This is a genomic window from Micrococcus sp. 63XJN7_8_ISO-PGPR-S23-253 (assembly GCF_056173425.1).
On the sequence record NZ_CM149673.1, the window covers coordinates 1,576,246 to 1,602,869 of the forward strand.

The 26,624-nt window shown below is 72.6% G+C and carries 26 protein-coding genes and 1 other RNA gene; 10 read left to right on the plus strand and 17 right to left on the minus strand.

The genetic code is table 11. From position 1 onward, the window contains the following. Positions 1-23 precede the first annotated feature (23 nt). Genes aroA through AC0VX4_RS07280 form a run of 5 tightly spaced genes read left to right on the plus strand, consistent with a single transcriptional unit; the run spans position 24 to position 4,429 of the window. Entirely contained in the window at positions 24-1,454 is a 1,431-nt protein-coding gene (gene aroA, locus AC0VX4_RS07260) for a 3-phosphoshikimate 1-carboxyvinyltransferase (RefSeq protein ID WP_145031977.1), read from the plus strand. Further along, on the plus strand, positions 1,454-2,554 hold the full coding sequence (gene rsgA, locus AC0VX4_RS07265; RefSeq protein WP_098471437.1) for a ribosome small subunit-dependent GTPase A: 1,101 nt from the start codon (positions 1,454-1,456) through the stop codon (positions 2,552-2,554). Before aroA ends, rsgA begins: the two co-directional genes overlap by 1 nt. A 29-nt stretch (positions 2,555-2,583) precedes the next feature. Continuing rightward, complete coding sequence (gene hisN, locus AC0VX4_RS07270; RefSeq protein WP_036334996.1) at positions 2,584-3,423, plus strand: histidinol-phosphatase; 840 nt, start codon at positions 2,584-2,586, stop codon at positions 3,421-3,423. Continuing rightward, positions 3,423-3,986, plus strand: a complete 564-nt coding sequence (locus AC0VX4_RS07275; protein WP_227448619.1) for a FluC/FEX family fluoride channel — start codon at positions 3,423-3,425, stop codon at positions 3,984-3,986. Before hisN ends, AC0VX4_RS07275 begins: the two co-directional genes overlap by 1 nt. After that, a complete protein-coding gene (locus AC0VX4_RS07280; protein ID WP_145031980.1) occupies positions 3,983-4,429 on the plus strand; it encodes a CrcB family protein in 447 nt (148 codons plus the stop codon). The genes AC0VX4_RS07275 and AC0VX4_RS07280 overlap by 4 nt, the downstream gene beginning before the upstream one ends. Positions 4,430-4,509: 80 nt before the next feature. Here the strand turns inward: AC0VX4_RS07280 and ssrA are convergent. The 15 genes from ssrA to AC0VX4_RS07355 form a co-directional block, all read right to left on the minus strand. Next, positions 4,510-4,881, minus strand: a transfer-messenger RNA (tmRNA) gene (gene ssrA, locus AC0VX4_RS07285). Positions 4,882-5,017: 136 nt separating this feature from the next. Beyond that, complete coding sequence (gene smpB, locus AC0VX4_RS07290) at positions 5,018-5,533, minus strand: SsrA-binding protein SmpB (RefSeq protein WP_004167668.1); 516 nt, start codon at positions 5,531-5,533, stop codon at positions 5,018-5,020. Positions 5,534-5,662: 129 nt separating this feature from the next. Next, the gene (locus AC0VX4_RS07295) at positions 5,663-6,328 is read right to left on the minus strand and encodes a CoA transferase subunit B (protein ID WP_004167670.1); all 666 of its coding nucleotides are present in this window, start codon (positions 6,326-6,328) and stop codon (positions 5,663-5,665) included. Next, the gene (locus AC0VX4_RS07300; RefSeq protein ID WP_400268516.1) at positions 6,325-7,134 is read right to left on the minus strand and encodes a CoA transferase subunit A; all 810 of its coding nucleotides are present in this window, start codon (positions 7,132-7,134) and stop codon (positions 6,325-6,327) included. The genes AC0VX4_RS07295 and AC0VX4_RS07300 overlap by 4 nt, the downstream gene beginning before the upstream one ends. Positions 7,135-7,165: 31 nt before the next feature. After that, positions 7,166-8,374 (minus strand): acetyl-CoA C-acetyltransferase, encoded by a 1,209-nt coding sequence (locus AC0VX4_RS07305; protein ID WP_004167672.1) that lies wholly within the window; start codon positions 8,372-8,374, stop codon positions 7,166-7,168. 189 nt (positions 8,375-8,563) lie between these two features. After that, on the minus strand, positions 8,564-9,631 hold the full coding sequence (locus AC0VX4_RS07310) for a 2,3-butanediol dehydrogenase (protein ID WP_475464676.1): 1,068 nt from the start codon (positions 9,629-9,631) through the stop codon (positions 8,564-8,566). Positions 9,632-9,849: 218 nt separating this feature from the next. Continuing rightward, positions 9,850-10,971 (minus strand): peptide chain release factor 2, encoded by a 1,122-nt coding sequence (prfB, locus tag AC0VX4_RS07315; protein WP_004167676.1) that lies wholly within the window; start codon positions 10,969-10,971, stop codon positions 9,850-9,852. A 12-nt stretch (positions 10,972-10,983) separates the two neighbouring features. Continuing rightward, a complete protein-coding gene (locus AC0VX4_RS07320) occupies positions 10,984-11,718 on the minus strand; it encodes an alpha/beta hydrolase (protein ID WP_400268515.1) in 735 nt (244 codons plus the stop codon). Next, positions 11,715-12,173 (minus strand): pilus assembly protein TadG-related protein, encoded by a 459-nt coding sequence (locus tag AC0VX4_RS07325; RefSeq protein WP_004167678.1) that lies wholly within the window; start codon positions 12,171-12,173, stop codon positions 11,715-11,717. The genes AC0VX4_RS07320 and AC0VX4_RS07325 overlap by 4 nt, the downstream gene beginning before the upstream one ends. Beyond that, complete coding sequence (locus tag AC0VX4_RS07330; protein WP_250161920.1) at positions 12,173-12,601, minus strand: hypothetical protein; 429 nt, start codon at positions 12,599-12,601, stop codon at positions 12,173-12,175. The genes AC0VX4_RS07325 and AC0VX4_RS07330 overlap by 1 nt, the downstream gene beginning before the upstream one ends. Further along, a complete protein-coding gene (locus AC0VX4_RS07335; RefSeq protein WP_049160008.1) occupies positions 12,585-13,013 on the minus strand; it encodes a TadE/TadG family type IV pilus assembly protein in 429 nt (142 codons plus the stop codon). The genes AC0VX4_RS07330 and AC0VX4_RS07335 overlap by 17 nt, the downstream gene beginning before the upstream one ends. A 2-nt stretch (positions 13,014-13,015) precedes the next feature. Continuing rightward, the gene (locus AC0VX4_RS07340) at positions 13,016-13,222 is read right to left on the minus strand and encodes a hypothetical protein (protein ID WP_004167681.1); all 207 of its coding nucleotides are present in this window, start codon (positions 13,220-13,222) and stop codon (positions 13,016-13,018) included. 88 nt (positions 13,223-13,310) lie between these two features. After that, entirely contained in the window at positions 13,311-14,252 is a 942-nt protein-coding gene (locus AC0VX4_RS07345; protein ID WP_004167682.1) for a type II secretion system F family protein, read from the minus strand. Beyond that, complete coding sequence (locus tag AC0VX4_RS07350) at positions 14,249-15,106, minus strand: type II secretion system F family protein (protein ID WP_400268514.1); 858 nt, start codon at positions 15,104-15,106, stop codon at positions 14,249-14,251. The genes AC0VX4_RS07345 and AC0VX4_RS07350 overlap by 4 nt, the downstream gene beginning before the upstream one ends. Then, positions 15,106-16,332, minus strand: a complete 1,227-nt coding sequence (locus AC0VX4_RS07355) for a TadA family conjugal transfer-associated ATPase (RefSeq protein ID WP_004167684.1) — start codon at positions 16,330-16,332, stop codon at positions 15,106-15,108. Before AC0VX4_RS07355 ends, AC0VX4_RS07350 begins: the two co-directional genes overlap by 1 nt. A gap of 237 nt (positions 16,333-16,569) precedes the next feature. Here AC0VX4_RS07355 and AC0VX4_RS07360 point away from each other — a divergent pair, with 237 nt between their 5' ends. Both AC0VX4_RS07360 and AC0VX4_RS07365 read left to right on the plus strand, forming a co-directional pair. After that, positions 16,570-19,569 carry an FtsK/SpoIIIE domain-containing protein gene (locus AC0VX4_RS07360; protein ID WP_222959106.1) on the plus strand — a complete coding sequence of 1,000 codons (3,000 nt, stop codon included), beginning with the start codon at positions 16,570-16,572 and terminating at the stop codon, positions 19,567-19,569. A gap of 636 nt (positions 19,570-20,205) precedes the next feature. After that, positions 20,206-20,784: a dienelactone hydrolase family protein gene (locus AC0VX4_RS07365; RefSeq protein ID WP_222959105.1), complete on the plus strand. Its 579-nt coding sequence runs from the start codon at positions 20,206-20,208 to the stop codon at positions 20,782-20,784. 1,156 nt (positions 20,785-21,940) lie between these two features. Here AC0VX4_RS07365 and AC0VX4_RS07370 read toward each other — a convergent pair. Beyond that, positions 21,941-23,341: an MFS transporter gene (locus tag AC0VX4_RS07370; RefSeq protein WP_400268512.1), complete on the minus strand. Its 1,401-nt coding sequence runs from the start codon at positions 23,339-23,341 to the stop codon at positions 21,941-21,943. A 71-nt stretch (positions 23,342-23,412) separates the two neighbouring features. After that, complete coding sequence (locus tag AC0VX4_RS07375) at positions 23,413-23,994, minus strand: LURP-one-related/scramblase family protein (RefSeq protein WP_144824218.1); 582 nt, start codon at positions 23,992-23,994, stop codon at positions 23,413-23,415. A 141-nt stretch (positions 23,995-24,135) separates the two neighbouring features. Between AC0VX4_RS07375 and AC0VX4_RS07380 the strand changes: the two genes are divergently transcribed. From AC0VX4_RS07380 to AC0VX4_RS07390, 3 genes are read left to right on the plus strand one after another with little or no spacing between them, the layout of a single operon-like run. Further along, the gene (locus AC0VX4_RS07380) at positions 24,136-25,326 is read left to right on the plus strand and encodes an LLM class flavin-dependent oxidoreductase (protein ID WP_400268511.1); all 1,191 of its coding nucleotides are present in this window, start codon (positions 24,136-24,138) and stop codon (positions 25,324-25,326) included. After that, positions 25,323-26,012, plus strand: a complete 690-nt coding sequence (locus AC0VX4_RS07385) for an FMN reductase (RefSeq protein WP_206396035.1) — start codon at positions 25,323-25,325, stop codon at positions 26,010-26,012. The genes AC0VX4_RS07380 and AC0VX4_RS07385 overlap by 4 nt, the downstream gene beginning before the upstream one ends. Further along, positions 25,984-26,532, plus strand: a complete 549-nt coding sequence (locus AC0VX4_RS07390; RefSeq protein WP_260845934.1) for a MarR family winged helix-turn-helix transcriptional regulator — start codon at positions 25,984-25,986, stop codon at positions 26,530-26,532. Before AC0VX4_RS07385 ends, AC0VX4_RS07390 begins: the two co-directional genes overlap by 29 nt. Positions 26,533-26,624: the final 92 nt, after the last annotated feature.

Sequence of the window (26,624 nt, forward strand, 5' to 3'; positions counted from 1 at the left end):
CCGACGCCCGATAGGCTGGTCCGGTGACCCGCCCCACGCGTGCCGCCGCGCACTCTCCCGCCCCCCGTCCCGACGCCGCCGAGACCTGGCCCGCGCCCGTGGCCCGCGGCCCGGTGCGCGGAGACGTGCGGCTGCCGGGATCGAAGTCGCTGACGAACCGGCACCTCGTGCTCGCCGCCCTCGCCGACGGCCCCTGCATCCTGCACGGCGTCCTCGAGTCACGGGACACGGCACTGATGCGCACGGCGCTCACCGCGCTCGGGGCCCGGTTCGAGCCCCTGTCCGACGGCGGCCTGCGCGTGCATCCGATGCCGGTCGGCGAGCCGCTGGCCGGGGATGTCGCCGTGGACTGCGGACTGGCGGGGACGGTCATGCGCTTCGTCCCGTTCGTCGCCGCGCTGCGGCCCGGCCGCGTCCGCTTCGATGGCGACGCCGGCGCGCGCCTGCGCCCGATGGCCCCGGTCCTGGACGCGCTGCGCCAGCTCGGGGTGGCCGTCGTCGAGGAGGGCGGGCCCGGGCGCCTGCCCTTCACGATGACGACCCGCGCGGACGCGGCCACGGTGGCCCCCGACGGCGACGTGCCGGAGGTCGCGGTCGACGCCTCCGGCTCCTCCCAGTTCCTGTCCGCCGCACTGTTGGCGGCCGCGGGGATGCCGCGCGGTCTCCGGCTGCGGCACACCGGGGAGACCGTGCCGAGTCCGGAGCACGTCGCGATGACCGCCGGGGTGCTGCGCGCGCTCGAGGTGGACGTCGCGGAGACGGGTCCCGGGGCGTGGACCGTGGCCCCGGGGCGCATCCCGGGGCACGAGGCGGCCGTCGAGCCGGACCTGTCCAACGCGGGCCCCTTCCTGGCCGCCGCCGTGGCCACGGGCGGCTCCGTGACGGTGCCGGACTGGCCGACCCGCACGACGCAGATCGGCGACCGCTGGCGACGGATCCTGCCGCAGTTCGGGGCGAGCGTGGCGCTCACGGTCGACCGCACGGACCGCTCCCGCGGCCGGCTCACGGTGACCGGGGCGGTCCACGACGACGGCGCGCCCCGCATCACCGGCGCCGGTGAGATTGCGGACACGGCCGAGCTCGCCCCCACCGCGGCCGCGCTCGCCCTGCTGGCCTCCGGGCCCACCCGCCTGACGGGGATCGGCCATCTGCGGGGTCATGAGACGGACCGGCTCGCCGCGCTGACCGCCGAGGCCGCCCGCCTGGGGATCACCGTGGACGAGGGAGAGACGTCGCTCGGCTTCCCGGGCACGGACGCGTCGGGGCCGCTGTCGCCGGCCGCCCTCGAGACCTACCACGACCACCGGATGGCGACCTTCGCCGCCGTCGTTGGCCTGCGCGTGCCGGGGACCGGCGTCGTGGACGTGGCGACCACCGCGAAGACGATGCCGGACTTCCCCGCACTGTGGACCGCGCTCGTGGCACCCGGCGATGCGGCCGAGGAGGCCCGCTGATGGCCCGGCGCCTCGATCCCTCGGCGTGGGACGAGTCCGATGTCCGGGTGCGCCCGTCCAAGCGCGGCACCCGCCCGCGCACCAAGGAGCGGCCCAAGCACGAGGACGCGCAGGTCGGCATGGTCACCACGGTGGACCGCGGTCGGTACGCCGTGGTGCTGCCCGAGCGCCTGGACGAGCGGATCACGGCGATGCGCGCCCGCGAGCTGCGCCGCACGCCGATCGCCACGGGCGACCGGGTGGCCGTCGTCGGGGACCTCTCCGGGGACGAGGGCACGCTCGCGCGCATCATCCGTGTCGAGGAGCGCAGCACGGTCCTGCGCCGGTCGGCGGACGACTCGGACGAGGTCGAGCGGGTGGTGGTGGCCAACGCCGACCTGCTGGTGATCATGGTGGCCGCGGCCAATCCGGAGCCCCGGACCGGCTTCATCGACCGCGCCCTCGTCGCTTGCTACGACGCCGGCATCCACCCGGTGCTCCTCATCACGAAGACCGACCTGCGTGATCCGGACGCGCTGGTGGCGCACTACGAGGCGCTGGACCTGGAGGTGATGACCTCCGGTGCGGCGACTTTCGAGGCCGAGACCGGGGACACCGCCCTGGACACCTCGCTCGTGGCCCGGGTGGCCGAGCGGCTGATCGGGCACACCAGCGCGTTCGTGGGGCCCTCCGGTGTCGGCAAGTCCACGCTGCTGAACGCGCTCACCGGCGCGGAACGGGCCACCGGCCACGTCAACGCCGTCACCGGCCGGGGCCGGCACACCTCCTCGTCCGCGCTCGCACTGCCGCTGACGGGCGACGACGGCGCCCCCCTGCCGGACACCTGGGTGGTGGACACCCCCGGCATCCGGTCCTTCGGGCTGGGCTGGGTCGAGCCGGACCGCGTGGTGGAGGCGTTCGACGACCTCGCCGGCGGACTGGCGGACTGCCCGCGCGGCTGCACCCACACCGCCGACTCCCCCGGCTGCGGCCTGGATGCATGGGTGGCCGCGGGCCACGCCGGCCCCTCGGGAGCGGCGCGCCTGGCCTCGCTGCGGCGTCTGCTCGGCAACCGGCTGGCCCCCTCGGGGGCGGAGGACGCGGCGTCGTCCGAGGACTGAGGCGGCCCGCGCGGTATAGCGTGGGCGGCATGGAGCGACCTGAGAACCCTGCGACCCGCGGCCGCGACCTCACGGAGGACCTGCGGCTGGCCCACATGCTGGCGGACAACGTGGACTCGATCACGATGTCCCGGTTCAAGGCCCAGGACCTCGAGGTCAGCACCAAGCCGGATCTCACCCCTGTCACGGATGCGGACCGCGCCGCCGAGGAGTCCATCCGCTCGACCCTGTCCCGTGCCCGGGCGCGCGACGGCATCGTGGGTGAGGAGTTCGGCGGGTCTCTGAGCCGCTCCGGCCGGCAGTGGGTGGTCGACCCCATCGACGGCACCAAGAACTTCGTGCGCGGCGTGCCCGTGTGGGCCACCCTCATCGCGCTGCTGATCGACGGCGAGCCCGTCGTCGGCGTCGTCTCCGCCCCCGCCCTGCACCGTCGCTGGTGGGCCGCGGCCGGCCAGGGCGCCTTCGCGGGCACCTCGCTCACGCGTGCTCAGCGGATCACCGTGTCCGGCGTGGATCGGGTCGAGGACGCGTCGCTGTCCTTCTCCTCGATCGAGGGCTGGCGCGAACGCGGCTCGATCCGCGCGTTCCTTCAGCTCACCTCGGACGTGTGGCGCGTGCGCGGCTTCGGCGACTTCTGGTCCTACATGCTCGTCGCCGAGGGCGCCGTGGACATCGCGGCCGAGCCCGAGCTCGAGCTGCATGACATGGCCGCTCTGGTGCCGATCGTGCGCGAGGCCGGCGGCCGCTTCACCTCACTGGACGGCGAGGACGGCCCGTTCGGCGGGCACGCGCTGGCCACAAACGGCCTGCTCCACGACGACGTCCTCGCCCGCCTGCGCACGGGTGACGAGACCGAGGACGGCGCCTGATGGCCGCGCGGGGGGAGCCGACGGCCGACCGGAGGGGCGGGCTCGGGACAGATCGCCGGCCCGGCACTGCGGGTGCGGTGGCCCTCGGCGGTGCCGCGGGCGTGCTGTGCGGTGCGGGGGTGATGAACGCGGTGACCGCGCTGGCCGGGGCGCCCAACTTCCGCGGCACGTTCGGCGCCGCGTTCGGGGCGGTCGACGTGCTCGTCCAGGCCCTGCCGCTGTTCGTGGTGAACGTGCTCGGCTCGTTCCTGCTCGGCCTGCTGTGGGCGGCCTCGCGACGCCGCGGGCCGGACTGGCGTCCCCGCCTGGTGGCGGGGCTGGGAACCGGCTTCCTCGGTGCGGTCACCACCATCTCCAGCGCCGTCGCCCTGGTGCTGTGGCCGGTGCGGCTGGGCGCCGCGGCGTCCGGGGCGGGTGGCATCCTCACCGCGGCGGCATCGGTGTTGCTGGTGCTCGCGCTGATGGCTGCGCTCTCGACGGCGGCGGCCGTGCTCGGCCTGCGCGCCGGGGGCGCCCCGGGGTCGCGTGTGGTCGGGACGGATCGTTCGGAGGAGGACGCATGAGCGGCGCGGGATACGAGGTCTTCGCTCTCTTCCAGGTGGCCCTCCTGGCCTGCCTCGCCGCGGGCGGGGCGCTCGGCGCCCTGGCGCGCGGGCGCCTGACCGACCGGCTCGGCCCCCGGGGTCTGCTCACCGCCAACACGACGGCAGCCCTGCTCCTCGGCGCCACCGTCGGCCTGGCCGTGCCGGAGCTGGTGGACGCGTCCGGGGGCTGGGGCGACGGGCAGGGGCTCATGCTCGTCGCGGCGGTGTCCGCCGTGGTGTCCGGGTTCTGCCTCGCCCTGGGGACGTGGTCCACCGTGGCCGCGGAGGCCGCCGACGCCGTGCTCGCCCGTCGATGGGGCGCGGCCGCCCGCCTGTGGGCCGCGCATCTGGGGCTGGGGCTGGTGGCCGTCGTCGTCGGCTGGGGCGCCGGCCTGGGCCTGCACGCGGTCCTGGCCGGCTGAGGGGCGGGCCGCCGCACACTGGGCGCAGACACGACGAAGGCCCCGGAATCGTGACGATTCCGGGGCCTTCCCGTTGTGGTGAGTGGAGCCGGCGGGAATTGAACCCGCGTCCGATGAGGTGTTGCCGGGTCTTCTCCGGGCGCAGTCTGCTGTGGGTGTTGCTCGGTCCTGGCCGTCCCGCAGACGGGCGGCCAACCCGGACCCAGCCGGATTGATGTCGGCGTCACGACCCCCGGCGAGGGTGACGCCCAGTGGCTATCTAGCTGACGCCACGATCCGAGGCGACAGCGACCTCGGGGTGACGGACTCGATCACTGATCAGGCAGCGAGAGCGAAGTCAGTGCGCTTGGATTCGGCACTTATTGGTTTGCAGAGAGCGTTTGACGAGATGACTCTGCATCCTCGGCCCGCTTCTCCCGACGCGACACACACCGTCGAAACCGATCGGCCCCAGGGGGGGCGACTCCTCTATGAGGTTGTCAATCACCACTGCAGACGGAGGGCACGGAGCCCGCCGGTCCTGAAACCGGGCCTGCGAGAGATACAACGTAGCACGCCCCCCGAGCATTCCCAAGGGGCCCGCCGCGCTCAGGCCACGCCGGCGCGCCGGTTGCGCATCCGCATGGCCCGCTGGGCCTCGCGGTTGTCCTGCTGCTCGCGCAGCTTGTGCCGCTTGTCGTACTCGCGGTTGCCGCGCGCGACGCCGATCTCCACCTTCACGCGCCCGTTCAGGAAGTACAGGGACAGCGGCACGATGGTCAGGCCCGGGTCCTGGATCTGCCGGGAGATCTTCGTCAGCTCGGCGCGGTGCAGCAGCAGCTTGCGGCGCCGGCGGGCGGCGTGGTTGGTCCACGAGCCGTTGAGGTACTCCGGGATGTAGACCTGCTCGAGCCACAGCTCGTCCCGGTAGAAGACCGCGAAGCCATCCACGAGCGAGGCCTTGCCCTCGCGCAGCGACTTCACCTCGGTGCCGGTGAGCACCATGCCGGCCTCGTACGTGTCGAGGATGGTGTAGTCGTGGCGCGCCTTCTTGTTGTTGGCGATCACCTGGCGCTCGCCGGGGGCCGGCTGCTTGGTGGCCTTGCCCTTGCTGTTCTTGCCCATGGCCTCACGTCCTTCCAGCGTCCACGGCGACGGCCGCGCCCCGATCAGGGCGCGGCCGTCCAGTCTATCCCGTGCCGGTCCGATGCCCGCCGAGGCGGTGCGCCGGGGCCGCGGGGCGGCGTCGTCGGCTCAGTCCAGCGGCGCGCCGGTGAGCGCGCGGACCTGCTCCTCGGTGACGCCGGGCGCGGTCTCCACGAGCGCCAGGCGGGGCTGTTCCGGGGTGCCGACGACGTCGATCACGGCCAGGTCCGTGATGATGCGGTCGACGACGGCGCAGCCGGTCAGCGGCAGGGTGCACTGGTCGACGATCTTGGGGGTCCCGTCCTTGGACACGTGGTCCATCATGACGATCACGCGGCCGGCGCCGTGGACGAGGTCCATCGCACCGCCCATGCCCTTGACCATCTTGCCGGGCACCATCCAGTTGGCCAGGTCGCCCGCGGCGGAGACCTCCATGCCGCCCAGGACGGCGACGTCGATCTTGCCGCCGCGGATCATGCCGAAGCTCAGCGCGGAGTCGAAGAAGGACGCCCCCGGGTTCACGGTGACGGTCTCCTTGCCCGCGTTGATCAGGTCGGGGTCCACGGCGTCCTCCGTGGGGTACGGGCCCGTGCCGAGGATGCCGTTCTCGGACTGCAGCACCACGGACCGCCCGGCGGGGATGTGGTTGGGGATCAGCGTGGGCATGCCGATGCCGAGGTTGACGTAGGCGCCGTCCGGCAGCTCCTGGGCGGCGCGGGCGGCCATCTGGTCACGACTCAGGCCTTGGGGACGCTCAGTGGTCTGCTCGCTCATGCCTGCTCCTCCCCCGATGCGCGCACGGTGCGCTTCTCGATCCGCTTCTCGATGTCCGTGCCGACCTCCACGATCCGGTGCACGAAGATGCCGGGCAGGTGCACGTCATCCGGGTCGATCTCGCCGGGCTCGACGAGCTCCTCCACCTGGGCGATGCACACCCGGCCGGCCATGGCCGCGGGCGGGCCGAACTGGCGGGTGGCCTTGCGGAACACGAGGTTGCCGTGGCGGTCGCCCTTCCAGGCGTGCACGAGGGAGAAGTCGGTGACGATGGAGCGTTCGAGCACATAGGTCTCGGGCTCGTCCGGGGTCTGGCTCAGGTAGCCCTCGCCGAGCACGAACGTGTCCGTGGGCTTGGCCCGCGAGGACTTCACCACGGTGCCGTCCGCGTCGTAGCGCATGGGCAGGCCGCCCTCGGCCACCTGGGTGCCGACGCCGGAGCGGGTGTAGAACGCCGGGATGCCGGCGCCTCCGGCGCGGAGCTTCTCCGCGAGGGTGCCCTGCGGGACGAGCTCCACCTCGAGCTCGCCCTCGAGGTACTGGCGGGCGAACTCCTTGTTCTCCCCCACGTAGGAGGAGGTCATCTTCCGCAGCCGGCGCGCGCCGAGCAGGATGCCCAGGCCCCAGCCGTCCACGCCGCAGTTGTTGGAGACGACGGACAGGTCCGTGGCGCCCTGCTCGAGCAGGGCCTCGATGAGCTGCACGGGATTGCCGACGAGTCCGAACCCGCCGACGGCCAGGGACGCGCCGTCCGACACGTCCGCCACCGCCTCGGCGGGCGTGGCCACGGTCTTGTCGAGAGCCATGTCCAGGGTCCTTTCTGTCAGGGGCGGTCCGTCAGCGGAAGAGGATCAGGGCCTCGCCCTGGCCGCCGCCGCCGCAGAGCGAGACGGCCGCGCGGCCGCCGTCGCGCCGGTCGAGCTCGAGGGCGGCGTGCAGGGCCAGCCGGGCGCCGGAGGCGCCGATCGGGTGGCCCAGGGCGATGGCGCCGCCGTGGATGTTGGTCTTCTCGTGCGGGTAGTCGAGGTCGCGCAGAGACTGCACGGCCACCGCGCCGAACGCCTCGTTGATCTCGATGAAGTCGAGGTCGGCCACGTCCCAGCCCTGCTTCCGCACGGCGGCGTTGATCGCGTCGGAGGGCTGCGAGTGCAGCTGCGAGCTGTCCGGGCCGGCGGTCTGGCCGGGTGCGCCCACCGTGGCGAGGATCGTCAGGCCCTTCTCCTCGGCGAAGGCACGCGAGGTCACCACGAGGGCGGCGGCGCCGTCGGACAGGGGCGAGGAGTTGCCGGCCGTGATCGTGCCGTCCTTCGCGAACGCCGGGCGCAGGGCGCCCAGCGCCTCGGCGGTCGTGTCCGGTCGGACCCCTTCGTCCTGGGAGACGACCAGCGGGTCGCCCTTGCGCTGCGGGACCTCCACCGGGGCGATCTCGCCCTCGAAGACGCCCTCGGACTGGGCCCGGGCGGCCCGCTGGTGCGAGGCCGCGGCGACCTCGTCCTGCTCGGCACGGGCGATGTTCCGCTCGCCGTTGCCGGACTCGGTCAGCTCGCCCATGGCCTCGTGGCTCAGGGAGTCGGTGAGGCCGTCCCACGCGACGGCGTCGAGCATGGTGGCCGGGCCGTACTTGAAGCCCTTGCGCGCGCCGGGCAGCAGGTGCGGGGCGTTGGTCATGGACTCCTGACCGCCGGCCACCACCACGTCCGCCTCGCCGAGGCGGACGAGACGGGCGGCGTCGATCACGGCGGTGAGGCCGGACAGGCACACCTTGTTGATCGTCATGGCCGGGACGTTCCACGGGATGCCCGCGGCGAGCGCGGACTGGCGGGCCGGGTTCTGCCCCGCGCCGGCCTGCACGACCTGACCCATGTAGACCATGTCCACGTCCTCGGGGGCCACGCCGGCGCGCTCGAGCGCGTGCGTGATCGCGTGGGCGCCCAGATCCACGGCGCGCAGGTCGGCCTGCTGCGAGAGCAGTCGGGTGAAGGGCGTGCGGGCACCGCCCACGATCACGGCGTCGGTGGGCTGAGGCTGGGGCAGCTCGGCGGTCATGCGGTCCTCCTGGAACGTTCAACTCGGTTCATCACGATTCACTCAAATGCAGTCTATGACCCCGGTCACAGGCGCGCCAGGCGACGACGCATCCGTGACGACGCGCCGCAGTGCAGGGACCCGACGGCCCGCACCCGCCGGCTGCGGGCGCGGGCCGTCGTCGGGACGTCCGGGGGTCGGGCCGGAGCCTCAGAGGCCCTGGCCGGTCGGCGAGACGAGGATCTTCACGGCCGTCTCGTTGTGGTGGATGAGGGTCTCGAAGCCCTGGTCGACCAGGTCGTCGAGGCCGATCTTGCCGGTGATGAACGGCGCGAGGTCCACGGCGCCGTCCTCGACCATGCGGATGGTGTCCGCGTGGTCGTTCGCGTACGCGATCGTGCCGCGCAGGTCGATCTCCTTGAGCACCAGCTTGTGCAGGGCCACGGCGGGCTCGTGACCCCAGATGGACTCGTTGACGATCACGCCGCCGGGACGCACCGCGTCCAGCAGCATGTCCAGCACCACGTCCACCGAGGTGCACTCGAAGCCCACGTCCGCGCCCTGGCCGTCGTGCAGTTCGCGGATCTTGGCGGGCACGTCCACCTCGCGCGGGTCGAAGGCCTCGTCCACCACGCCGGCCTCGAGCACCTTCTGCCGCCGCAGCTCCGAGAGCTCGGAGACGTACACCGTCAGGCCCTTGCCCTTGAGCACGGCCGCAGTGAGCGCGCCGATGGGGCCGGCGCCGCCGATCAGCGCCACGCCCGACGTCGGAGAGCCGGCTCGCACCCACGCGTGGTGGGCCACGGAGAGCGGCTCGATGAGGGCGGCCTGGTCGAGAGGCACGGAGTCGGCCACCGGGTGGACCCAGCGGCGCCGCACCGCGATCTGCTCGGCCAGGCCGCCGCCGTCGCCGCCCAGGCCGATGAAGTTCATGTCCGGCGCGAGGTTGTAGTCCGGTCGGTCCTGGTCCTCCTCGCGCACGATGTACGGCTCCACGACGACCTTCTGGCCGACCTCGAGGCCCGTGACGCCCTCGCCCAGGGCGGCGACGGTGCCGGACATCTCGTGGCCGAGCGTGACGGGGGCGGCGTCACCGGAGATCGGGTGCGGGTGTCCGGCCGGCGGGATGAAGATCGGACCCTCGAGGTACTCGTGCAGGTCCGTGCCGCAGATGCCGCACCACGCGACGTCCACGAGGACCTGCCCCGGACCGGCCGTGGGCGAGGCGATCTCCTCGATGCGGATGTCCTTCTTGCCGTGCCAACGTGCGGCGCGCATGGTCATGCTGGTCGACCTCCTGAGTGGGGATGGAGTCGGATGCCGGGCCGACGCGCGGGGGCGCCCGCCCCGGTGCCTCGAGCATCCCACCGCGCCGGTCTCCCAGGCCAGGCCCGAGGCCCCTGCGGGGGCCTGAACGACGACGCCGACCCGCGCCTCGCTGCGGAGGTGCGGGCCGGCGTCGTGGTGGCCCAGGCGATGGGGCCGCGCCGCGGGGCTCAGTCCTCCTGGGCGGCCTTGACCTGCTCGGCGCGCCAGCGGATCCCGGCGTCCACGAAATCGTCGATGTGGCCGTCGAACACGGAGGAGGGGTTGCCCTCCTCGTGGCCCGTGCGCAGGTCCTTGACCATCTGGTACGGGTTCAGCACGTAGGAGCGCATCTGGTCGCCCCAGGACGCCTTGACGTCGCCGGCCATCTCCTTCTTCTTCGCGTCCTCCTCGGCCTTGCGCAGCAGCAGCAGGCGGGACTGGAGCACGCGCAGGGCGGCGGCACGGTTCTGGATCTGCGACTTCTCGTTCTGCATGGACACGACGATGCCGGTGGGCAGGTGCGTCATGCGGACGGCGGAGTCCGTGGTGTTCACGGACTGGCCGCCGGGGCCCGAGGAGCGGAACACGTCCACCTTGATCTCGGACTCGGGGATCTCGATGGAGTCGTCCGACTCGATCAGCGGCACCACCTCGACCGCCGCGAAGGACGTCTGGCGGCGGCCCTGGTTGTCGAAGGGGCTGATGCGCACGAGGCGGTGCGTGCCGGCCTCCACGGAGAGGGTGCCGAACGCGAAGGGCGCGTTGACCTCGAAGGTGACGGACTTCAGGCCGGCCTCCTCCGCGTAGGAGGTGTCCATGACCTTGGTGGACCAGCCGCGCTGCTCGGCCCAGCGCAGGTACATGCGCATGAGGGTCTCGGCGAAGTCGGCCGCGTCCACGCCGCCGGCGCCCGCGCGGATGGTCACGACGGCGTCGCGCTGGTCGTACTCGCCGCTGAGCAGCGTGACGACCTCGAGTTCCTCCAGGGCCTTGCGGATGGAGGTCAGCTCCTGGTTCGCGTCCTCCAGGAGGGAGGGCTCGTCCTCCTCCGCGGCGAGCTCGACCATGGTCTCCAGATCCTCGATGCGGCTCTCCAGGGAGGTGATGCGCTTGAGGTCCGTCTGACGGTGGGAGAGCTTGGAGGTGACCTTCTGGGCCTCCTCCGGGTCGTCCCAGAGGTCCGGTGCGGAGGCCTGCTGCTCCAGTTCGGCGATGTCCGCCTTGATGCGATCGAGGTCCGAGACCTGCTCGATGGAGGCCAGGGTGTGGCGCAGGGAGTCGATCTCCGCGGAGAAGTCAGTGTCAGCCATGATTCGGCCAGCCTACCGCGTGGGGTGGACGCCGGTCGTGTGCCAGCGGCGGATGGCCGCCGCGACGGCCTCGGGCTCCGTGACGTGCGGCCAGTGGCCCGGGCCGACGTCGACGACGGTGGTGTGCGCGGTGACCGCGTCCAGGTCCCGCTGGTGGACGTCCCGGGTGCTGCGCACGTACAGCGTCGGGACGGTGATGCCGGCCCAGAGGGCACGGGTGTCCGCGGCGAGGACGGCGGCCCAGAGCTCGCGCATCGGATGGTCCGGCGTGGCGTCCACGTCAGCCAGGATCCGCTCGTGCCACGACTCCGGGACGAGGAGGTCCCGCGCAAGCGAGGCGCGGAACACGCCCCGCCAGTCCGGGCGGGCGGCGAGGCGGGCCTTCGCCGCCCGGGCGGCCAGGGCGGTGTCCGTCACCGGGACGTTCGAGTCGATGACCACGAGGGCGCGGGGTCGCACCAGCCCGTCGGCGACGGCGCGCAGCGCGATGACTCCGCCCGTGCTGTGGCCGATCAGCAGCCCCGGCACGGGGCCGGCCTGCGCCGCCCAGGTGTGGGCGGCGTCGCGGACGGGGTCCGCGTCGGTCGCCGGCCGTGCGGCCCGGGGGCGGTCCTGGCCGCCTGCATCCGGGCCCGGGTGGCCGGGCAGGGCGGGCGAGGCGGCGAGGTCGGCCGCGGCGCCGAGGGCGTCGGCAAGGGGCTCGAAGTGGGCGGGTCGGCCACCGATGCCGTGGAGGAAGCGGATCACCGGGCCAGGCTAGTGCGACTGCTGCCCGTCGCCTCCAGGGGGACCGACAGGGGGAGTGTTCCCGCGAACGGGCCGGTCATGGCGAACAGATCGGCCCGGGCGTCGAGGGTGACGACGACGGTGGTGCCGTCCTCAGCCACGCGGGCGCTCATCCCACCGAGCCCGGGCACGGCCTCTCGGGCGCCGACGGCTGCGAGGTGTGCGCTGGCGGAGGCGGCGACGTCGCCGTCGGAGAGCACGACTCCCGGGTCCTCCCCCAGCCGGAAGCCGAGCTCCTCTGCCCCGGCGACGGCGGCCGAGTCCGCGAGCGACTGCAGGCGACGGTGCTGCAGCTGCACGGTGGTGACCGCGAGCATGACCAGCATGAGGGCCACGAGCACGGCGCACAGGCCGACGGTGAGGACGGTGGTCTGCCCGTCGTCGCGACCCAGGCGAGCGGTGAGGGGGCGGCGCATCAGAACCTCGGCACCGTCTGTCGGGCGTCGGAGCCCACGGTCACGGGGGTCAGCGACCACGCTGCCGGCGTGAGAGGCACGGGGACCGCCACGTCCACCCGCACCGCGACGACCTCGCCCGGTTCGAGCGTGCCACAGCCGCCCTGGTCGCAGCCGACGGTCAGGTCGTACTGGCCGGCACCCACGCCGTAGTCGGCGAGCGTGAGCTCGACGGTGGCGTGGGCGGCGCCTGCGCTGGGGTGATCGGCGTCGGAGACCACGGCCTTGACGGCCTGGTCCGCGGCGGCGACCGAGGCGAACGCCGCGGCCTGGACCTGGGAGACGTAGATCATCAGGTACACCACGGGGATCAGCACCACGAGCGTGAGGCCCAGGAATTCGACCGTGGCCGCTCCCCGCTCGTCGCGGACGTCATTGACGGAACGCATGACCGCTCACCTCCACGGGGATCGGGCCCGGCAGGAACCCCAAGCCGGGCAGCGAGCTCGAGACCGTGACGCGCAGGACAGGGACCCCGTCCTGGCTGGTGAGCTCGGCAGCGACGTCGGCCCCGGACTGGCCGGGCACACCGGTGGAGAGCAGCTCCCGGGCCCGTTGGACGCCGTCCTCGGGGTTCCGGTCCGCGAGCGCCCCGTACCGGGCACCGGCGGAGGCGGCGTCGATCATCACGTTGCGTGTGTGGATCACGACGCCGGCCTGGAGGAGCGCGGCGAAGAGCAGGACGACCAGGGTCATCACCATGGTGGACTCGGCCACCGCGGCGCCCCGGTCGTCCCGCCAGGGGACGCCCGCGTGGCCGCCGCGGGGCGCCGGCGCGCCGTGGGCAGCACCCCGGGGCATGCTCAGCCGCCCTGGGACACCTGGGAGATGGCCTGGTTGAACAGTCCCTCGAGCGCCGGCAGGGCGAGGGCCAGCAGGCCGGCCACGAGCACGGCGGACATGAGGGTGATCATCACCCAGCCGGGGACGTCGCCGCGCTCGTCGCGGACGTCGTCGTGGATGAGGGCGCGCAGGGCGGCCAGGACGGTGATGGCGTGGTGGTGGAGCATGGTCCCCTCCTCGGGTGGGCCGGCCGCCCGTGCGGCCGGAGTGGATGGTGATGGTGGGTGGACGGATGGACTATTCAGTTGTGGGTCTTCAGAACCCCAGGCGCATCAGGGAGATGCCGGGGAAGACGGCGAAGATCACCGTGAGCGGGAGGATGCCGAACACGAGGGGCACCATCATCTGGATCTCCTTCCGGCCGGCGGCCTCCATGAGCTCGCGGCGACCCATCTCACGCACGTCCTGGGCCTGCGCGCGCAGGACGTCGGCGAGGGGTGTGCCGCGGTCCAGCGCGATGAGCACGCCCCCGATGAACCGTTCGACGGGGGCCAGCTGCACGCGCCGTCCCATGGCCTTGAGCGCCGCGGACAGCGACGCCCCGGCACGCATGTCGGCGAGCGTGACGCGGAACTCGCCGGCCAGCTCCCCGCGCGCCGTCCCCGCGATGCGCTCGAGCGCTCCAGCGGCGCTCTCCCCCGCTCCCACCGAGAGGGCGAACAGCTCGGCCACGGACGGGAACTCGGAGAGGATGGCCTCGCGCCGCCGTCGCGCCCGCAGGGAGAGCAGCTGGTCTCGGAGCAGGAACCCGGCCATGCCGCCGGCGATCACCAGGGCGACCCCCGTGATCACCGGCACGCGGCCCGTGACGGTGAGGCTGAGCGCGAGGACGGCCGCCACGGCGGCCCCCGCGGCCGCGCTCAGGACCTGCTGGGCGCGGAAGTCCGTCGACGTGACCGCGAGCCCCGCGGCGGCCAGCTTGCGGTCGAGCGCCACCCCGCCCGGGGAGATGCGCTGGACCCAGCCGACCCCGGCCTGCACCACGGGATCGAGGATGCGTCCCCACGCTCCCCAGGGCGAGGCGCCCGCACGTTCCTCCTCGAGCAGGCGGGAGGCCGGGATGTGGTGGCGCAGCTGCGGTTCGACCCGTTGCTCGAGGCTGGGGCGCCAGCCCACCGGCTGGGTGACCAGGATGAGGAGCAGTCCCGCCCCGAGGGTGAGGCCCAAGAGCGCGGCCCAGATCAGCGCGGACGTCATGCGAACACCCGCTTCTCCCGGGGCAGCGCGCCGATGCGGAGCATGACGCGGTAGCAGACGACGGAGGCCACCATGCCCGCGAGGAGCACGGCCCCGCCGGCGGCGGACCGGTAGGCCGCGACCGCGGCGGGCTGGGTCCCCAGCAGCAGGAGCACGAGCCACGGAGCGCACACCGCCAACCGGGCCGCGTTCACGGTCCACGACTGCCGGGCCTCGAGCTCGGCACGGATGCGGGCGTCCTGCCGGAGGAACTCGGAGAGGGTCTGCAGCAGACGGCCGATGTCGGCGCCGCCGACCTCGCGGGTCAGGCGCAAAGAGACCACCAGGCGGTCCGCGACGGGGTCGGCCATCCGGGCCTTGAGCCGGTCCAGAGCGTCCACGAAGCGGGCTCCGGCCCGGTAATCCCGGGCGAAGTGCTGGAACGGCTCGCGCAGCCCCTCCGGCCCGGTCTCCCCGAGCTGGATGAGCGCCTCCGGGAGAGTCAGGCCCGCGCGGATGGCCGACCGGGCGTGGTCGATCGCGTCCGGCCACAGCTCGCGCAGTGCCGTGGACCGTCGACGGACCTGCCAGGACAGCAGCAGCCAGGGCACGGCCGCCCCGAAGACGGCGAAGCACGCGGCGATGGTCCACGTTCCGGTCAGCGAGAGGACGATCAGCCCGACCACGAGACCGCCGACGGCCATGGCGGACACGACGCCGGCCGGGCTGAGGCGCTGGATGCCGGACTGGGCGATCAGCACACGCAGGCGCGAGTCGGTGCGGGCGGCCTCGGGTCTCTCCGTGGGAGGGGACCAGAGGGACCACCACAGCAGGAACAGGCCGCAGCCGAGCGCGAGCCCCAGCAGCGCGGCCATCAGCGCAGCCCCACCAGCTCGTGGACGTCCACGCCGCGACGGGCGAGCGCCTCGAACTCCAGGTTCGCACCCTCGTTGAGGCGCAGGTCGCCCTCGGTGTCGCGCTGGAAGAGCGCCGACGTCTCGATGACCCCGCCCTCCACCCGTGAGCCGACGGTGAGGATCTCCCGCACCCGCCGGCGACCCTGACGGTCGCGCTCGCAGTGCACGACGACGTCGATGCACGTGGCGACCGTCGGGACGACGAAGTCCCGGGAGATGTTCTCCCCTGCCAGCAGCGGCAGCGTGCAGAGCTTCGTGAGCGCGTCCGCAGCCGAGTTCGCGTGGATCGTGCACATGCCGGCCAGGCCGGAGTTCAGCGCGACGAGCATGTCCAGTGCCTCGGCCTCGCGCACCTCGCCGACGATCAGGCGGTCCGGGCGCATCCGCAGCGCCTCCTTGACGAGGCGGCGCAGCGGGATCTCGCCGTGGCCCTCCAGGTTCGGCTGGCGGCACTGCAGCCCGACGACGTCGCGCACCGGGATCTGCAGCTCGAAGATCTCCTCCACGGTGATCACCCGCTCCCGCGGGCCGATGGCCGAGGCCAGGCAGTTGAGCAGGGTGGTCTTGCCCGCCTGGGTGGCCCCGCTGACGAGGATGTTCATGCCCGCGTCCACGGCCGCGTCCAGGAAGCGGGCCGCCGTCGGCGTGAGGGAACCGCCCCGGACGAGGTCGTCCAGCCGGCGCGCCCGGGCGATGAACTTCCGGATGTTCACGGCCCAGTGCCGCCGCGTGATGTCGGGGATGGCCACGTGCAGGCGCGAGCCGTCCGGCAGGGCCGCGTCGACGAACGGCATCGACAGGTCCAGCCGCCGGCCCGAGGACTTCAACATGACTTCGACGAGGTCCTGCACCTCCTCCTCGGTCAGGACGATGCCCGTCAGCTCGGAGCGGCCGGACCGCGCGCAGTAGACGGCGTCCGGCGCATTCAGCCAGATCTCCTCCACGGAGGGATCGTCCATGAGCCGCTGGAGCGGCCCGAGGCCCGCAATGCGGTCGAACAGGTCCTGCCGCGCCGCCACGGGATCCTCCAGGTCCGGCAGCGAGCTGACCATCGCGCGGGACTCGTAGTCCGCGGCCGCGTCCTGGATGAGCGTCAGGACCCGGGCGTGCTCACGCTGCGGGTCGATGCCCTGCCGCCGGACGATCTCCCGGATCTCGTCCTCGAGAATGCGCACCGCATCCATGTGTCCCTCCTGTGCCCGATTCGGCGCCATCCCCAGCGCCGCACACGTCTCGATCAGGAAGATACCCCGTTCCGTCGTCGCGTGTGGTCCAGGACACCATGACTGTGGACAACGTGGCGGCGGACCCGTTCGACGGGGAGTTGTCCACAGGCCGCCCGAACCGCCATCAGGCCGTGGCAGGGTCGTCCCCAGGCGGCCGGACGGGCCGGTCGCCGGTCTCAGGAGGGAGGGGCGGGGATGGCCTGGAGCGTACGGATCCTGGGCGGAGCCGCTCCCGAGACATGGCGGGTGGAGCACTTCCCCGCCGACGCGGACGAGCAGGACCGGGCGGTGCGGGAACATTTTCCCGCCCGGTCGCTGCGCCGGTGCGCTGCCGGGCCGCGCAGCGTGACGTACGCGGAACGGGTCGGGAGTGCACCGGCCCGGGGGCCGGAGCTCGCGGTGGTCACCGAGCACGGACCCGACGCCGGCCGCCTCGTCCCTCTCGGGGAGGACGGGTTGAGCGTGGGACGCGGTGGGGCGCGGCTGCTGCTGGACGACCCCTCTGCCCCGTCGCGTCCGATGCGTCTGCGGCTCGCGCCCACCGGGCTGCACATCCACGACGGCCCTCGGGGCACCGGACGCCTGTGGGGCGGCCGGAGCCCGCTCCCGGTGGGCCGGACCGCCCTGGGTCTGGTCCGCGGGCCCGGGGCCGCCCTGCCACGGCCGATCACGCCGGAGCCGCCCACCGTCGACCTCGGATCCCCACCGGCCCGGCAGTCCGTCGTGATCCCGCTGGTGGCGGCCCTGGGCCCGCTGGTGCTCGGGGTCGCCCTGGTCCTGATGATGGGCAACCCGATGTTCCTGCTGTTCGGCGTGCTGTCCGTGACGGTGGCGCTGGTCATGCTGGCGATGCAGCGCCGCACCCGGCTGCGGCATGCGCGGCTGCTCGCCGCCCGCGCGGACGCGGTCGTGCGTCGGCGGGCTCGGGCGGCACTGAGCCCCGGTGCGGTGGCCCGCGCCGTCCGCTCCCGCGCGACGGACCGCTTCGGGTTGACAGCGGGCGCCGACGAGGCCGTGGCGGTCTCGTGGGGTTCCGGCGTCGGGGCGCTGTCCCTGTCGCGGGACGACCCGGACGAGGCATGGGTGGAGGCCGTCACGTCGCGGCGCACCGTGATGACGACGTCACCGCCGGAGTCGCGCGCCGTCGTGGCCGGGCCACCGCGCGATGTGGCCGGGGCCTGCCGGTGGGCGGTGTTCCAGCTCCTGCGGCACGCGGTGGCGGCCGATGGCGCGTTCGTCGTCGAGGCCGGTGGCGTCCGCCGCACCTGGTGGTCGGGCGCCTCCGGCCCGCAGCTGCTGGTGACGGCCCCTGAGGACGGGGCACTGGATCCGGCGTGGCGAGCGTGGCGGGCCGCCATCGGCGACGACGCGGGGACGATGGCCACGGCCCGGACGGATCTGCCCTGGACGCGGTACGACTTCACCGGGCCGCCGCCTGCGCCGGGGGACACCGTCGTCGATCTGCGCGGGTGCACCGTCGTGGTCCCGGCCGAACAGCAGCGCTTCGAGGACGTGGCCGCCGACGGCCTCGCCGACGGCACCCTGCTCGCCTGGCTGACCGAGCTGGCCGACGACGTCGTGGACCTCGGCCTGCTGCCCACCGACGACGGGGACGGCACGCTCACACCGCCAGGGCAGGTGGGCGACCGCGACGCCGTCGACGGGCTCACCGTGACCCTCGCCCGGAGCGGCGACGAGACGGGCGTCGTCGAGATGGACCTGGCCGCCGACGGTCCGCACCTGCTCATCGCGGGCACCACGGGATCCGGGAAGTCGGATCTCCTGCTGTCCCTCCTGCTGGGGGCCGCAGCGCACCACCCACCGGCCGAGGTCGCGTTCCTGCTGCTGGACTTCAAGGGCGGCGCGTCGTTCGGTCCGCTGGGCGCGCTCCCCCACACGATGAGCCTGGAGACCAACCACGTGGGAGCGGCCTCGTTGCGGGCGCTGAGCGCCATCCGGGCGGAATTGCACCGCCGCGAGGCCCTCTTCGCGGAGGCCGGGGTCAGCGATTACCCCAGCTTCCGCCGTCGCCATCCGGACGCGGCGCTGCCTCGGCTCGTCGTGGCGATCGACGAACTGCGCGTGCTCGTGGACGACCACCCGGACGCGGCCGTCGTCCTGCAACGTCTGGCCGCCACGGGCCGTTCCCTCGGCTTCCACCTCATCCTGGCCACGCAGCGGGCCACGGGTGCGGTGGGCTCGGACCTGCGCTCGAACCTGGGCAGCACGATCGCCCTGCGCACCGCGACGGAGCAGGAGTCGTGGGACCTGGTGGGCACGGCCGCCGCGGCCCGACTCGACCCGCGTCGCCCCGGCTCCGCGATCCTCTCGACGGCGGGGCGCCCGCCGGTCTCGTTCCGCGCGTCCCAATGGACGGTCGACGGCGGCACGCCCGTGTGGCGACGGCTGGGCGAGGCCGCGGCCACCCCGGTCGTCGCCCCCTGGGAGGCCGTCGTCTCGGTCCTGGTGGAGAAGTACGCGGCGGGTGACTGGCCGACACCTCCGCCCGTGGTCACCCCCGCCCTGCCGGAACGCTGGGTGCCGGACCGCGCTCGCCGGGCGGAGGCCACGGCCCTGGCCCTGCTCGACGATGCGGCCCACGGCCGGCACCGTCCGTGGCGGTGGCCGACCGGCGCGGAGGGACGCACCGCGTGGATCGTCGAGTCCGCGGGAGGTCGCGCGGAGACGCTGGCCGCCGTCGTCGAGGTGGCGATGCGCAGCGGCCGGCCGGTGGCTGTGCTGGACGGCACCGGAGAGGCCGCGTCGGCCACGCGGTCCGGGCTGCCGGTGCTGACCCCGGACGTCGAGGGGGCCGGGGAGGTCGTCCTGGACCGCCTGCACGAGCTCGCGGCCGCCGGCGGCACAGCGGTGATCACGGGCTGGAACGCGTGGTCCGGCCTGCGCGTCGGGGACACCTACCGCACGGTCGAGGAGGACGTGCACGACTGGCTCGGCCGTCCGGCCGCCGCCGGGCTGCGGTTGGCGGTGTTCGGCGGCCGCGAGCTGGCGACGGGCCGGCTGCTGCTGCACCTGCCCCATCGATTCTTCGTTCCGGCCGGGACGAACGCCGAGCACCGGCTCGTCTGGCCCCGGCTGACCGAGGTCGAGCCCCTGCCGGGTCGGGCCGTGCACATCAGTCCCGACGTCCCCGAGCCCGGGATGCCCTGCCAGCTCGCGTCTCCCGCCCCGGCGTGACCGCACCGTCGGCGATGCCCGTGTCACCCCAGCGGACGGGCCCGCCGGGAGCAGCCAGACGTGGCGCCCCTTCGTCGCCGGACGTCGTCAGAGGACGGCGACCTCTCGGCCGCGGCGTCGTCCGGCGATGTTGTCCTGAAAGTCGCAGGACGGAGGGAGCCAGGAGACCGCTGCCCGCTCATGCCTCGCGCGCGGCCCTGTCCCCACCCATCACAGCACGCGCCGGAAGGAGTGCTGCAATGAGAACCCAGGGCACCGAACCCGGCGCCTGCGTCACGAGAGACCCCGCCAGGGCCGCCGCCGAGAAGACCAGGGCGACCATCGCAGCCGACACCGATCGGGCAAGAACTGCGCTCGCGATGCACGCGATCAGCGCCCCCGCGACCAGCAGGGTCGACACAGCACTCCCCCACGGCCCACGCCCCGAAGGGCCCGGCCAGTTGATCCAACAGGCCAGCAGAGCAAAACCCACCAGGGCCAGCGGGACCCAGCGTCTCAGCCGCATGGCTCTCTCCGATCTGCCGCGATGCGCGCCAACCTACGTGTGGCGAGACACGCGAGCCACCTCTCTTCTTCGCCCCCGAACACCCACCCGCACTCTGGGCCGGCCGCTCACCGCGGTCTACGCTCTGACCCATGGCGCAGATCATCCTCTTCCACCACGCCCTCGGTCTCACGGACGGCGTGCGCGCGCTCGCCGACCAGATCGCCAGCGGCGGTCACACGGTCCACACCCCTGACCTCTACGACGGCCGCACCTTCGCCACCGTGGACGAGGGTGTCTCCCACGCCGAGCAGATCGGCTTCGAGGAGATCGGCCGTCGCGGCATGCGGGCGTGTGCCGAGCACCAGGAGGCCTCCGTCGTCGCGGGCATCAGCATGGGCGTGATGCCCGCCTGGCGCGCCGCCCAGGTGGTCCCCGGCTTCCGCGCGTGCATCGCCATGGCCGGCGCCCTGCCCCTCGACGCCTTCGCCCCGCTCTGGCAGCCCCACACCGCCCTGCAGATCCACCTCGGCACCCGCGACCCCTGGGCCCTCGAGGGCGACCTCGAGACCGCCCGCTCCTACGCGGCCACCGCCGAGCACCCGGACCGCCCCGCCGACCTCTTCGAGTACGACACGGACCGGCACCTGTTCATGGACTCCTCCACCGCGGACTTCGACGCGGACCTCACCGCCGTGCTGATGCGCCGCATCCACGAGCTCCTGGCCTGAGCCCCGCCCCCTGTCGAGGCCCCCCGCCGCTCTTTCCCGTGATTCCGTCAGATTCGCGTTGCCAACAATGGGTCTACGGGGCTCAGGGCGGCCTCGCCAACCGGCACGTTGTTGGAAGACTCAGCCACTAGGCGAGAAACGGGCGAGCATACTCGCGGCGCGTCCTAGCTCGTCCCCGCGGACATGCGTCTAGCCGATTTCGCGCGCCAGCATCAGGCCGACAGGTTCGTGAGCGATGTCAGCCACAACTCTAAGTCCTGGTCCCCAAAACCCAAGGCACATCTTCCCTCGGGTCCCACTGGTCTTGGTCCCGTATGTAACGGTCCACCTCAGGATCCCAAAAGAAAGAAAAGGGCTCGTCCCCATTCACTCTTCCGTCATAACTCACGACGCACTTATATTGAGATCCTTTAATTTCAAGCGTCACAATTGGGCGCCAGAAATACCAGCCCGGCTCTGTTGCCTGTACAGACAAATGAAGGTCGAGGCGGCTCCCATGCGACGTTCCAACTGCAGGATGGATCACTCGGTCACCACTACGGGCCCCCTCCGAGGCCGGCCTCAGATCCCGCGCGCGAGCAACGGAGGCCTTTCCGTTCGCCGGCACCCGGCCCAAGATGGCTTCTTGAACCGCGGTCGGAATTTCTGAGCCACCACCACGCCCGTTTGGCTGCCCACTTTCGTAAACCGATCCACTAATCACACCCATTCGATAGTATTCGACTTCTACTGCTTTTAATGCAAAAGATGCGGGCGACTTTAGATGAAACTGGAGGTGACACCCATCCCGCCCATCCTCGGCGTATGGTGCCCCATTATTCTCTGCTGACCACTCGGCCAAGTCATTGATCCAGTCCGACGGGGGCGTCCGCGAATCCCGGGAGAAAGGAGTCCAGCACGCATACGGGCTACTTTCGTATCTATCAAAGTTGAAATACAGCGGGCTCTCGCCCATATAACCCAAGCGACGTCGCTTCTGACTGAGAGCAAATCCCCATGATGATCTCCAAAGCCAGTCAGGTACCCCAGGGATGGACAGCGACATTTTTCACCCTCCTTAAGCACCCTTGACTATACCTTAGGGAAAGCTGTGGCATAAGAAGTCCTGCGATTCTGTCAACGAATCGTGCTGAGCAGGTGAGGGCCGTTGCGCGTCCTAGGCGCCGCGCCGCCCGCGCATCACCGTCGCCAGGACGGCCAGCAGCACGAGCACGAAGCCCGCGGCCGCCGCGAACACGTAGCCGGCGGGCGGGGCGACGCCGTCGATGAACACGCCGGCCAGCGGGGCGCCCATCGCGGCGCCCGCGGTCATGGCCGAGCCGTAGAAGCCCATCGCCTCGCCGCGCCGCTCCTCCACCACGAGGTGGGAGAGCCGGGACGAGGCCGATGCCAGGGTCGGCGCCGTCAGCAGGCCCGAGGGGATCGAGGCCAGCGCGAGTGCCCACACCCCGTCCACGAGCGCGAGCGGCACCGTCGCCACGGCGAACAGCGCCATCAGCAGGTACGGGTGCACCTGGCGGCCCCACGCCCCGTAGAACAGCCCGCCCACGGCGGAGGCGCCGCACCAGAACGCGTACACCAGACCCACCGACGCCGCAGCGCCCTGGGACTCCAGCTCGGCCACCATCGAGACCTCGGTGCCGACCATGACGATCCCGGCCGCCATCGACACCACGAGCACGCCGAGCACCTCCGACCCGACCCAGGAGAAGTGGGTCCGCCGCCACTGCCGCAGCCGCTCGGCCCGGCGCGGCGCCGTCGTCGTCGGCCCGGAGCCGTCCGCCGCGATCACCGGCAGCGCCCCGGTGACGATCGGAATGGCCTCGGTGATCGCCGGCAGCGCGCCGGTGGCCAGACTGGGGGCGGCCATCTCCACGTGCATGGGCGCGGCGGTCACCGCCTGGGCGACCGCCTCCTGACGGTCCTGCTCCTCGGTGTACGGGTCCTCGGTCGCCGGCCCGACGACGGCCAGCTGGCTCGACCGCGTGGGCGGGTTGAACCACATCAGCAGGATGCCGCCCAGCGCGCTGGACAGGCCCACGATGGTCAGGCCGAGGGCACTCGACCACGTGGCCGCGACGACGGCGCCCAGCGCCGGGCCCATCATGAAGATCGTCTCCGTGACGATGGAGTCCAGGGCGAAGGCCGTCTGCCGGTCCTTGCCGTGGGTGAGCACGCCGAGTCCCTGCCGGACCACGGAGAAGATCGGCAGCGAGAACACGCCGCCCAGGAACACGGCCAGGAGCATCGGCCAGAACGGCAGCCACGGGACGATCGGCCAGATCACCGCCTCCGCGATCACGGAGGGCAGCAGTGCACGGCGCAGCCCCTTCGCGTCCACCACGCGGCCCCGCCACGGCGAGCCCACCGCGATGCCCAGCGTCATCGCCGCCCCGGCCAGGCCGGCCTGGCCGTAGCCCAGGCCCAGCGTGAGCGCCACGTGGAGGGTGAGGATCACCCCGGCCGCGGTGTGCGGGAAGCGGGCGATGAACCCCACCGCCAGCAGATGGCGGATCCGAGGGTCCTGCAACAGCCGTCCGTACGCTCCGAAGTCCACCGTCGAATCCTATGGGAGACGTCAAGGCACGCCCCGGAGGCGCCGCCGAGACAGCCGCGCGCTCGGCGGACTCAGCTGTTGCTGCGCCGGTCCTTGGCCCGGATCAGGTCGAGTGCGATGGCCGTGCCGAGCACGGCGCAGCGCACCACGGGCGGCATGCCGGGGTCCAGGCGCATCTCGTACCGCGAGCGCCCGGCCAGGGCGTTCATGACCCCTCCGAACCGCGCGGTCACGCGGGCGATCGGCTGCTGGCCCACGGTCATGGCGTAGTCGTGGTCCCACAGGTCGCCGGTCACCGCGAAGCACGTGCCGTCCACGACCTCGACGTTCACGGACGTCCGCAGGAACGCGAACTGGCGGACGAGGTGGGCCAGGGGCAGCCCGTCGGCGTCCAGGATCGCGAAGCGGTCGCGGCCGAACGTGGCCGGGTCGGCGAGGCGGAAGAGCACGCGGCCGTCGTCACCGTCGACCACGTCGAAGCTGCGGTTCCCCATCAGCATTCGGCCCAGCCCTCCGCCCGTGGTGACCACCGAGACGACGGTGCGCCCGTCCGGGTCCGTCACCTGGATGTCGTTGGACAGGAAGCTCGTCACCTGCTGCAGGGTGAGGACGTCCGTGTGGGCGAGGCGACCGGCGTCGAAGGCGGGGCTCATGGGACCAGTCTGCCGTGTCGGACCCGGCGGAATACCCAGGACCGGACGGCTCGTTGTGGGGTATAGTTCATTTTTGAATAACACGGCGACGGCGCGGCCGGCACCGTGAGACCCGCCCCCGGGCACACTGAGGAGCACACCATGCAGTTCGGCGTCTTCACGATCGGCGACATCACCGCCGATCCGACGAACGGGACCGCCCCCACCGAGCATCAGCGGATCAAGGACACCGTCAAGATCGCCCGCCACGCCGAGCAGGCGGGCTTCGAGGTGTTCGCGACCGGCCAGCACCACAACCCGCCCTTCGTGGCCCCGGGCAACCCGCCCACGCTGCTGGCCTACCTGGCCGCGCAGACCGAGACCCTCCAGCTCTCCACGGCGACGACCCTGATCACCACCATGGACCCGGTGCGTCTGGCCGAGGACTACGCGTACCTGCAGCACCTCGCCGACGGCCGTGTGGACCTGACGATGGGCCGCGGCAACACCGGCCCCGTGTACCCGTGGTTCGGCAAGGACATCCGCCAGGGCATCCAGCTCGCCGTGGAGAACTACAACCTCCTCTACCGCCTGTGGCACGAGGAGACCGTGGACTGGAGCGGCAATCACCGCACCCCGCTGCAGGACTTCACCCTCACCCCGCAGCCCCTGGACGGCGTCGCCCCCTTCGTGTGGCACGGCTCCATCCGCTCCCCCGAGATCGCCGAGCAGGCCGCCTACTACGGCGACGGCTACTTCCACAACAACATCTTCTGGAACAAGGAGCACGTCATCCAGATGGTGCGCCTGTACCGCCAGCGCTACGAGTACTACGGCCACGGCAAGGCCCATCAGGCGTACGTGGCCCTGGGTGGCCAGGCCTACATGGCGAAGAACTCGCAGGACGCCGTGGCGGAGTTCCGCCCCTACTTCGACAACGCGCCGGTCTACGGCCACGGCCCCTCCCTCGAGGACTTCTCGAGGATGACGCCTCTGACCGTCGGCTCGCCGCAGCAGGTCATCGAGCGCACGCTCACGTTCCGCGACTGGGTGGGCGACTACCAGCGCCAGATGTTCCTCATCGACCACGCCGGCCTGCCCACGGACACCGTCCTGCGGCAGATCGACCTCTTCGGCGAGGAGGTCCTGCCCGTGCTGCGCAAGGAGTTCGACGCTCTCCGGCCGGACGACGTCCCGGCGGCCCCGACCCACGAGTTCCTCGTGGCACGCGCCCGCCGCGGCGAGGCCCCCGTGCCCGGCGGCAAGGAGGGATCGCAGGCCCAGCTCGACCGCGCGGCGGGCGCCGAGCAGCGCGCCACCGCCGACGTCGCGAAGGGCGGTGCCGCGCAGTGACCACCCCCAGCACCCTCGATGCCTCCGACCCGTTCACGCCGCAGGCCCGACACCTCGCCGTGGTCTCCGGCGGGTCCGGGGACCCGTCCCAGACCCGCATGCTCGCCGAACGCCTGGCCGAGTCCGCCTCGGCGGCGCTCTCCGAGCACGGCGTGGTCCCGCAGATCCACCTGATCACGTTGCGGGAGCTCGCCACGGACATCGCGCAGGCCCTGGTGACCTTCGCGATCTCCCCGGCCCTACGCGCGGCCCTGGACGAGGTCGCCCAGGCCGACGCCGTCATCGCGGTCTCGCCCACGTACAAGGCCTCCTACTCGGGCCTGTTCAAGTCCTTCTGGGACCTCGCGGAGCCCACGTCCGTCGTCGGGGTGCCCGTGCTCCTCGGCGCCACCGGCGGCACCGCCCGCCACTCGCTCATGATCGACACCGCCATGCGGCCGCTGTTCGCCTACCTCAAGGCCCGCATCGTGCCGACCGCGGTCTTCGCAGCCTCGGACGACTGGGGCGAGGCGGCCGGCGTGCAGGAATCGATGCGGACCGACCCGCTGCAGTCCCGCATCCGGGCCGCCGGACGCGACCTGGCCGAGATCACCCTGAACCGCCCCCCGCGGGCACGCGCCGCCGCGCCCGCGGACCTCGACCTGGAGGTGACCCCCTTTGAGCAGCTCCTCAACCCCGGCCCCTGAGCCCGCCACTCCGGACGCGGCGGCGCCGACGGAGCCCGACGGCGGCTGGTTCGGCTCCGCCTCGGAGGCGCACCGCCCGGTGGACCTGCCCAAGCGCGCCTGGCGCGCCTACTTCGAGGCCACCCAGATGCTCACGGAGGTACTGGAGCGCCGACTCAAACAGGACTGCGGCATGTCGCTGGCCGACTACAACCTGCTGCTGCTCCTCTACGAGTCCCCCGAGGGCCGGCTCCGGCTGGGAGAGCTGGCGTCCCGGATGGTCTTCTCCCCGTCGCGCATCACCTACCAGGTGAAGACGCTCGTGGCCCGCGGCCTGATCGACCGCCGCCCGGTGGCCTGTGACCGGCGGGGCTTCGAGGCCGTGCTCACCGACGAGGGCCGGTCTGCCTTCCGGCGCGCCGCGATCGTGCACGCCCGGCAGGCGGACGAGCTCTTCCTCGGCGACCTGGCCCCGGGCGAGGCGGAGTCCCTCACCCGGATCTTCTCCCGCCTGGGGCGCCGGCTCGAGGGGATGTGCTGACCACGTCCCCACCTGGCCGGGGTCGCCCCGGCCCCGGGACGTGACGAGGCCCGGTGATCCGTGCGGGATCACCGGGCCTCGTCGTGCCGTTC

Bases quoted from the DNA above. Each gene is read 5' to 3' on its own strand.
- rsgA (WP_098471437.1), top strand. From the start codon at position 1,454: ATGGCCCGGCGCCTCGATCCCTCGGCGTGGGACGAGTCCGATGTCCGG.
- hisN (WP_036334996.1), top strand. From the start codon at position 2,584: ATGGAGCGACCTGAGAACCCTGCGACCCGCGGCCGCGACCTCACGGAG.
- AC0VX4_RS07275 (WP_227448619.1), top strand. From the start codon at position 3,423: ATGGCCGCGCGGGGGGAGCCGACGGCCGACCGGAGGGGCGGGCTCGGG.
- AC0VX4_RS07280 (WP_145031980.1), top strand. From the start codon at position 3,983: ATGAGCGGCGCGGGATACGAGGTCTTCGCTCTCTTCCAGGTGGCCCTC.
- smpB (WP_004167668.1), bottom strand. From the start codon at position 5,533: ATGGGCAAGAACAGCAAGGGCAAGGCCACCAAGCAGCCGGCCCCCGGC.
- AC0VX4_RS07295 (WP_004167670.1), bottom strand. From the start codon at position 6,328: ATGAGCGAGCAGACCACTGAGCGTCCCCAAGGCCTGAGTCGTGACCAG.
- AC0VX4_RS07300 (WP_400268516.1), bottom strand. From the start codon at position 7,134: ATGGCTCTCGACAAGACCGTGGCCACGCCCGCCGAGGCGGTGGCGGAC.
- AC0VX4_RS07305 (WP_004167672.1), bottom strand. From the start codon at position 8,374: ATGACCGCCGAGCTGCCCCAGCCTCAGCCCACCGACGCCGTGATCGTG.
- AC0VX4_RS07310 (WP_475464676.1), bottom strand. From the start codon at position 9,631: ATGCGCGCCGCACGTTGGCACGGCAAGAAGGACATCCGCATCGAGGAG.
- prfB (WP_004167676.1), bottom strand. From the start codon at position 10,971: ATGGCTGACACTGACTTCTCCGCGGAGATCGACTCCCTGCGCCACACC.
- AC0VX4_RS07325 (WP_004167678.1), bottom strand. From the start codon at position 12,173: ATGCGCCGCCCCCTCACCGCTCGCCTGGGTCGCGACGACGGGCAGACC.
- AC0VX4_RS07330 (WP_250161920.1), bottom strand. From the start codon at position 12,601: ATGCGTTCCGTCAATGACGTCCGCGACGAGCGGGGAGCGGCCACGGTC.
- AC0VX4_RS07335 (WP_049160008.1), bottom strand. From the start codon at position 13,013: ATGCCCCGGGGTGCTGCCCACGGCGCGCCGGCGCCCCGCGGCGGCCAC.
- AC0VX4_RS07340 (WP_004167681.1), bottom strand. From the start codon at position 13,222: ATGCTCCACCACCACGCCATCACCGTCCTGGCCGCCCTGCGCGCCCTC.
- AC0VX4_RS07345 (WP_004167682.1), bottom strand. From the start codon at position 14,252: ATGACGTCCGCGCTGATCTGGGCCGCGCTCTTGGGCCTCACCCTCGGG.
- AC0VX4_RS07350 (WP_400268514.1), bottom strand. From the start codon at position 15,106: ATGGCCGCGCTGCTGGGGCTCGCGCTCGGCTGCGGCCTGTTCCTGCTG.
- AC0VX4_RS07355 (WP_004167684.1), bottom strand. From the start codon at position 16,332: ATGGATGCGGTGCGCATTCTCGAGGACGAGATCCGGGAGATCGTCCGG.
- AC0VX4_RS07360 (WP_222959106.1), top strand. From the start codon at position 16,570: ATGGCCTGGAGCGTACGGATCCTGGGCGGAGCCGCTCCCGAGACATGG.
- AC0VX4_RS07365 (WP_222959105.1), top strand. From the start codon at position 20,206: ATGGCGCAGATCATCCTCTTCCACCACGCCCTCGGTCTCACGGACGGC.
- AC0VX4_RS07375 (WP_144824218.1), bottom strand. From the start codon at position 23,994: ATGAGCCCCGCCTTCGACGCCGGTCGCCTCGCCCACACGGACGTCCTC.
- AC0VX4_RS07380 (WP_400268511.1), top strand. From the start codon at position 24,136: ATGCAGTTCGGCGTCTTCACGATCGGCGACATCACCGCCGATCCGACG.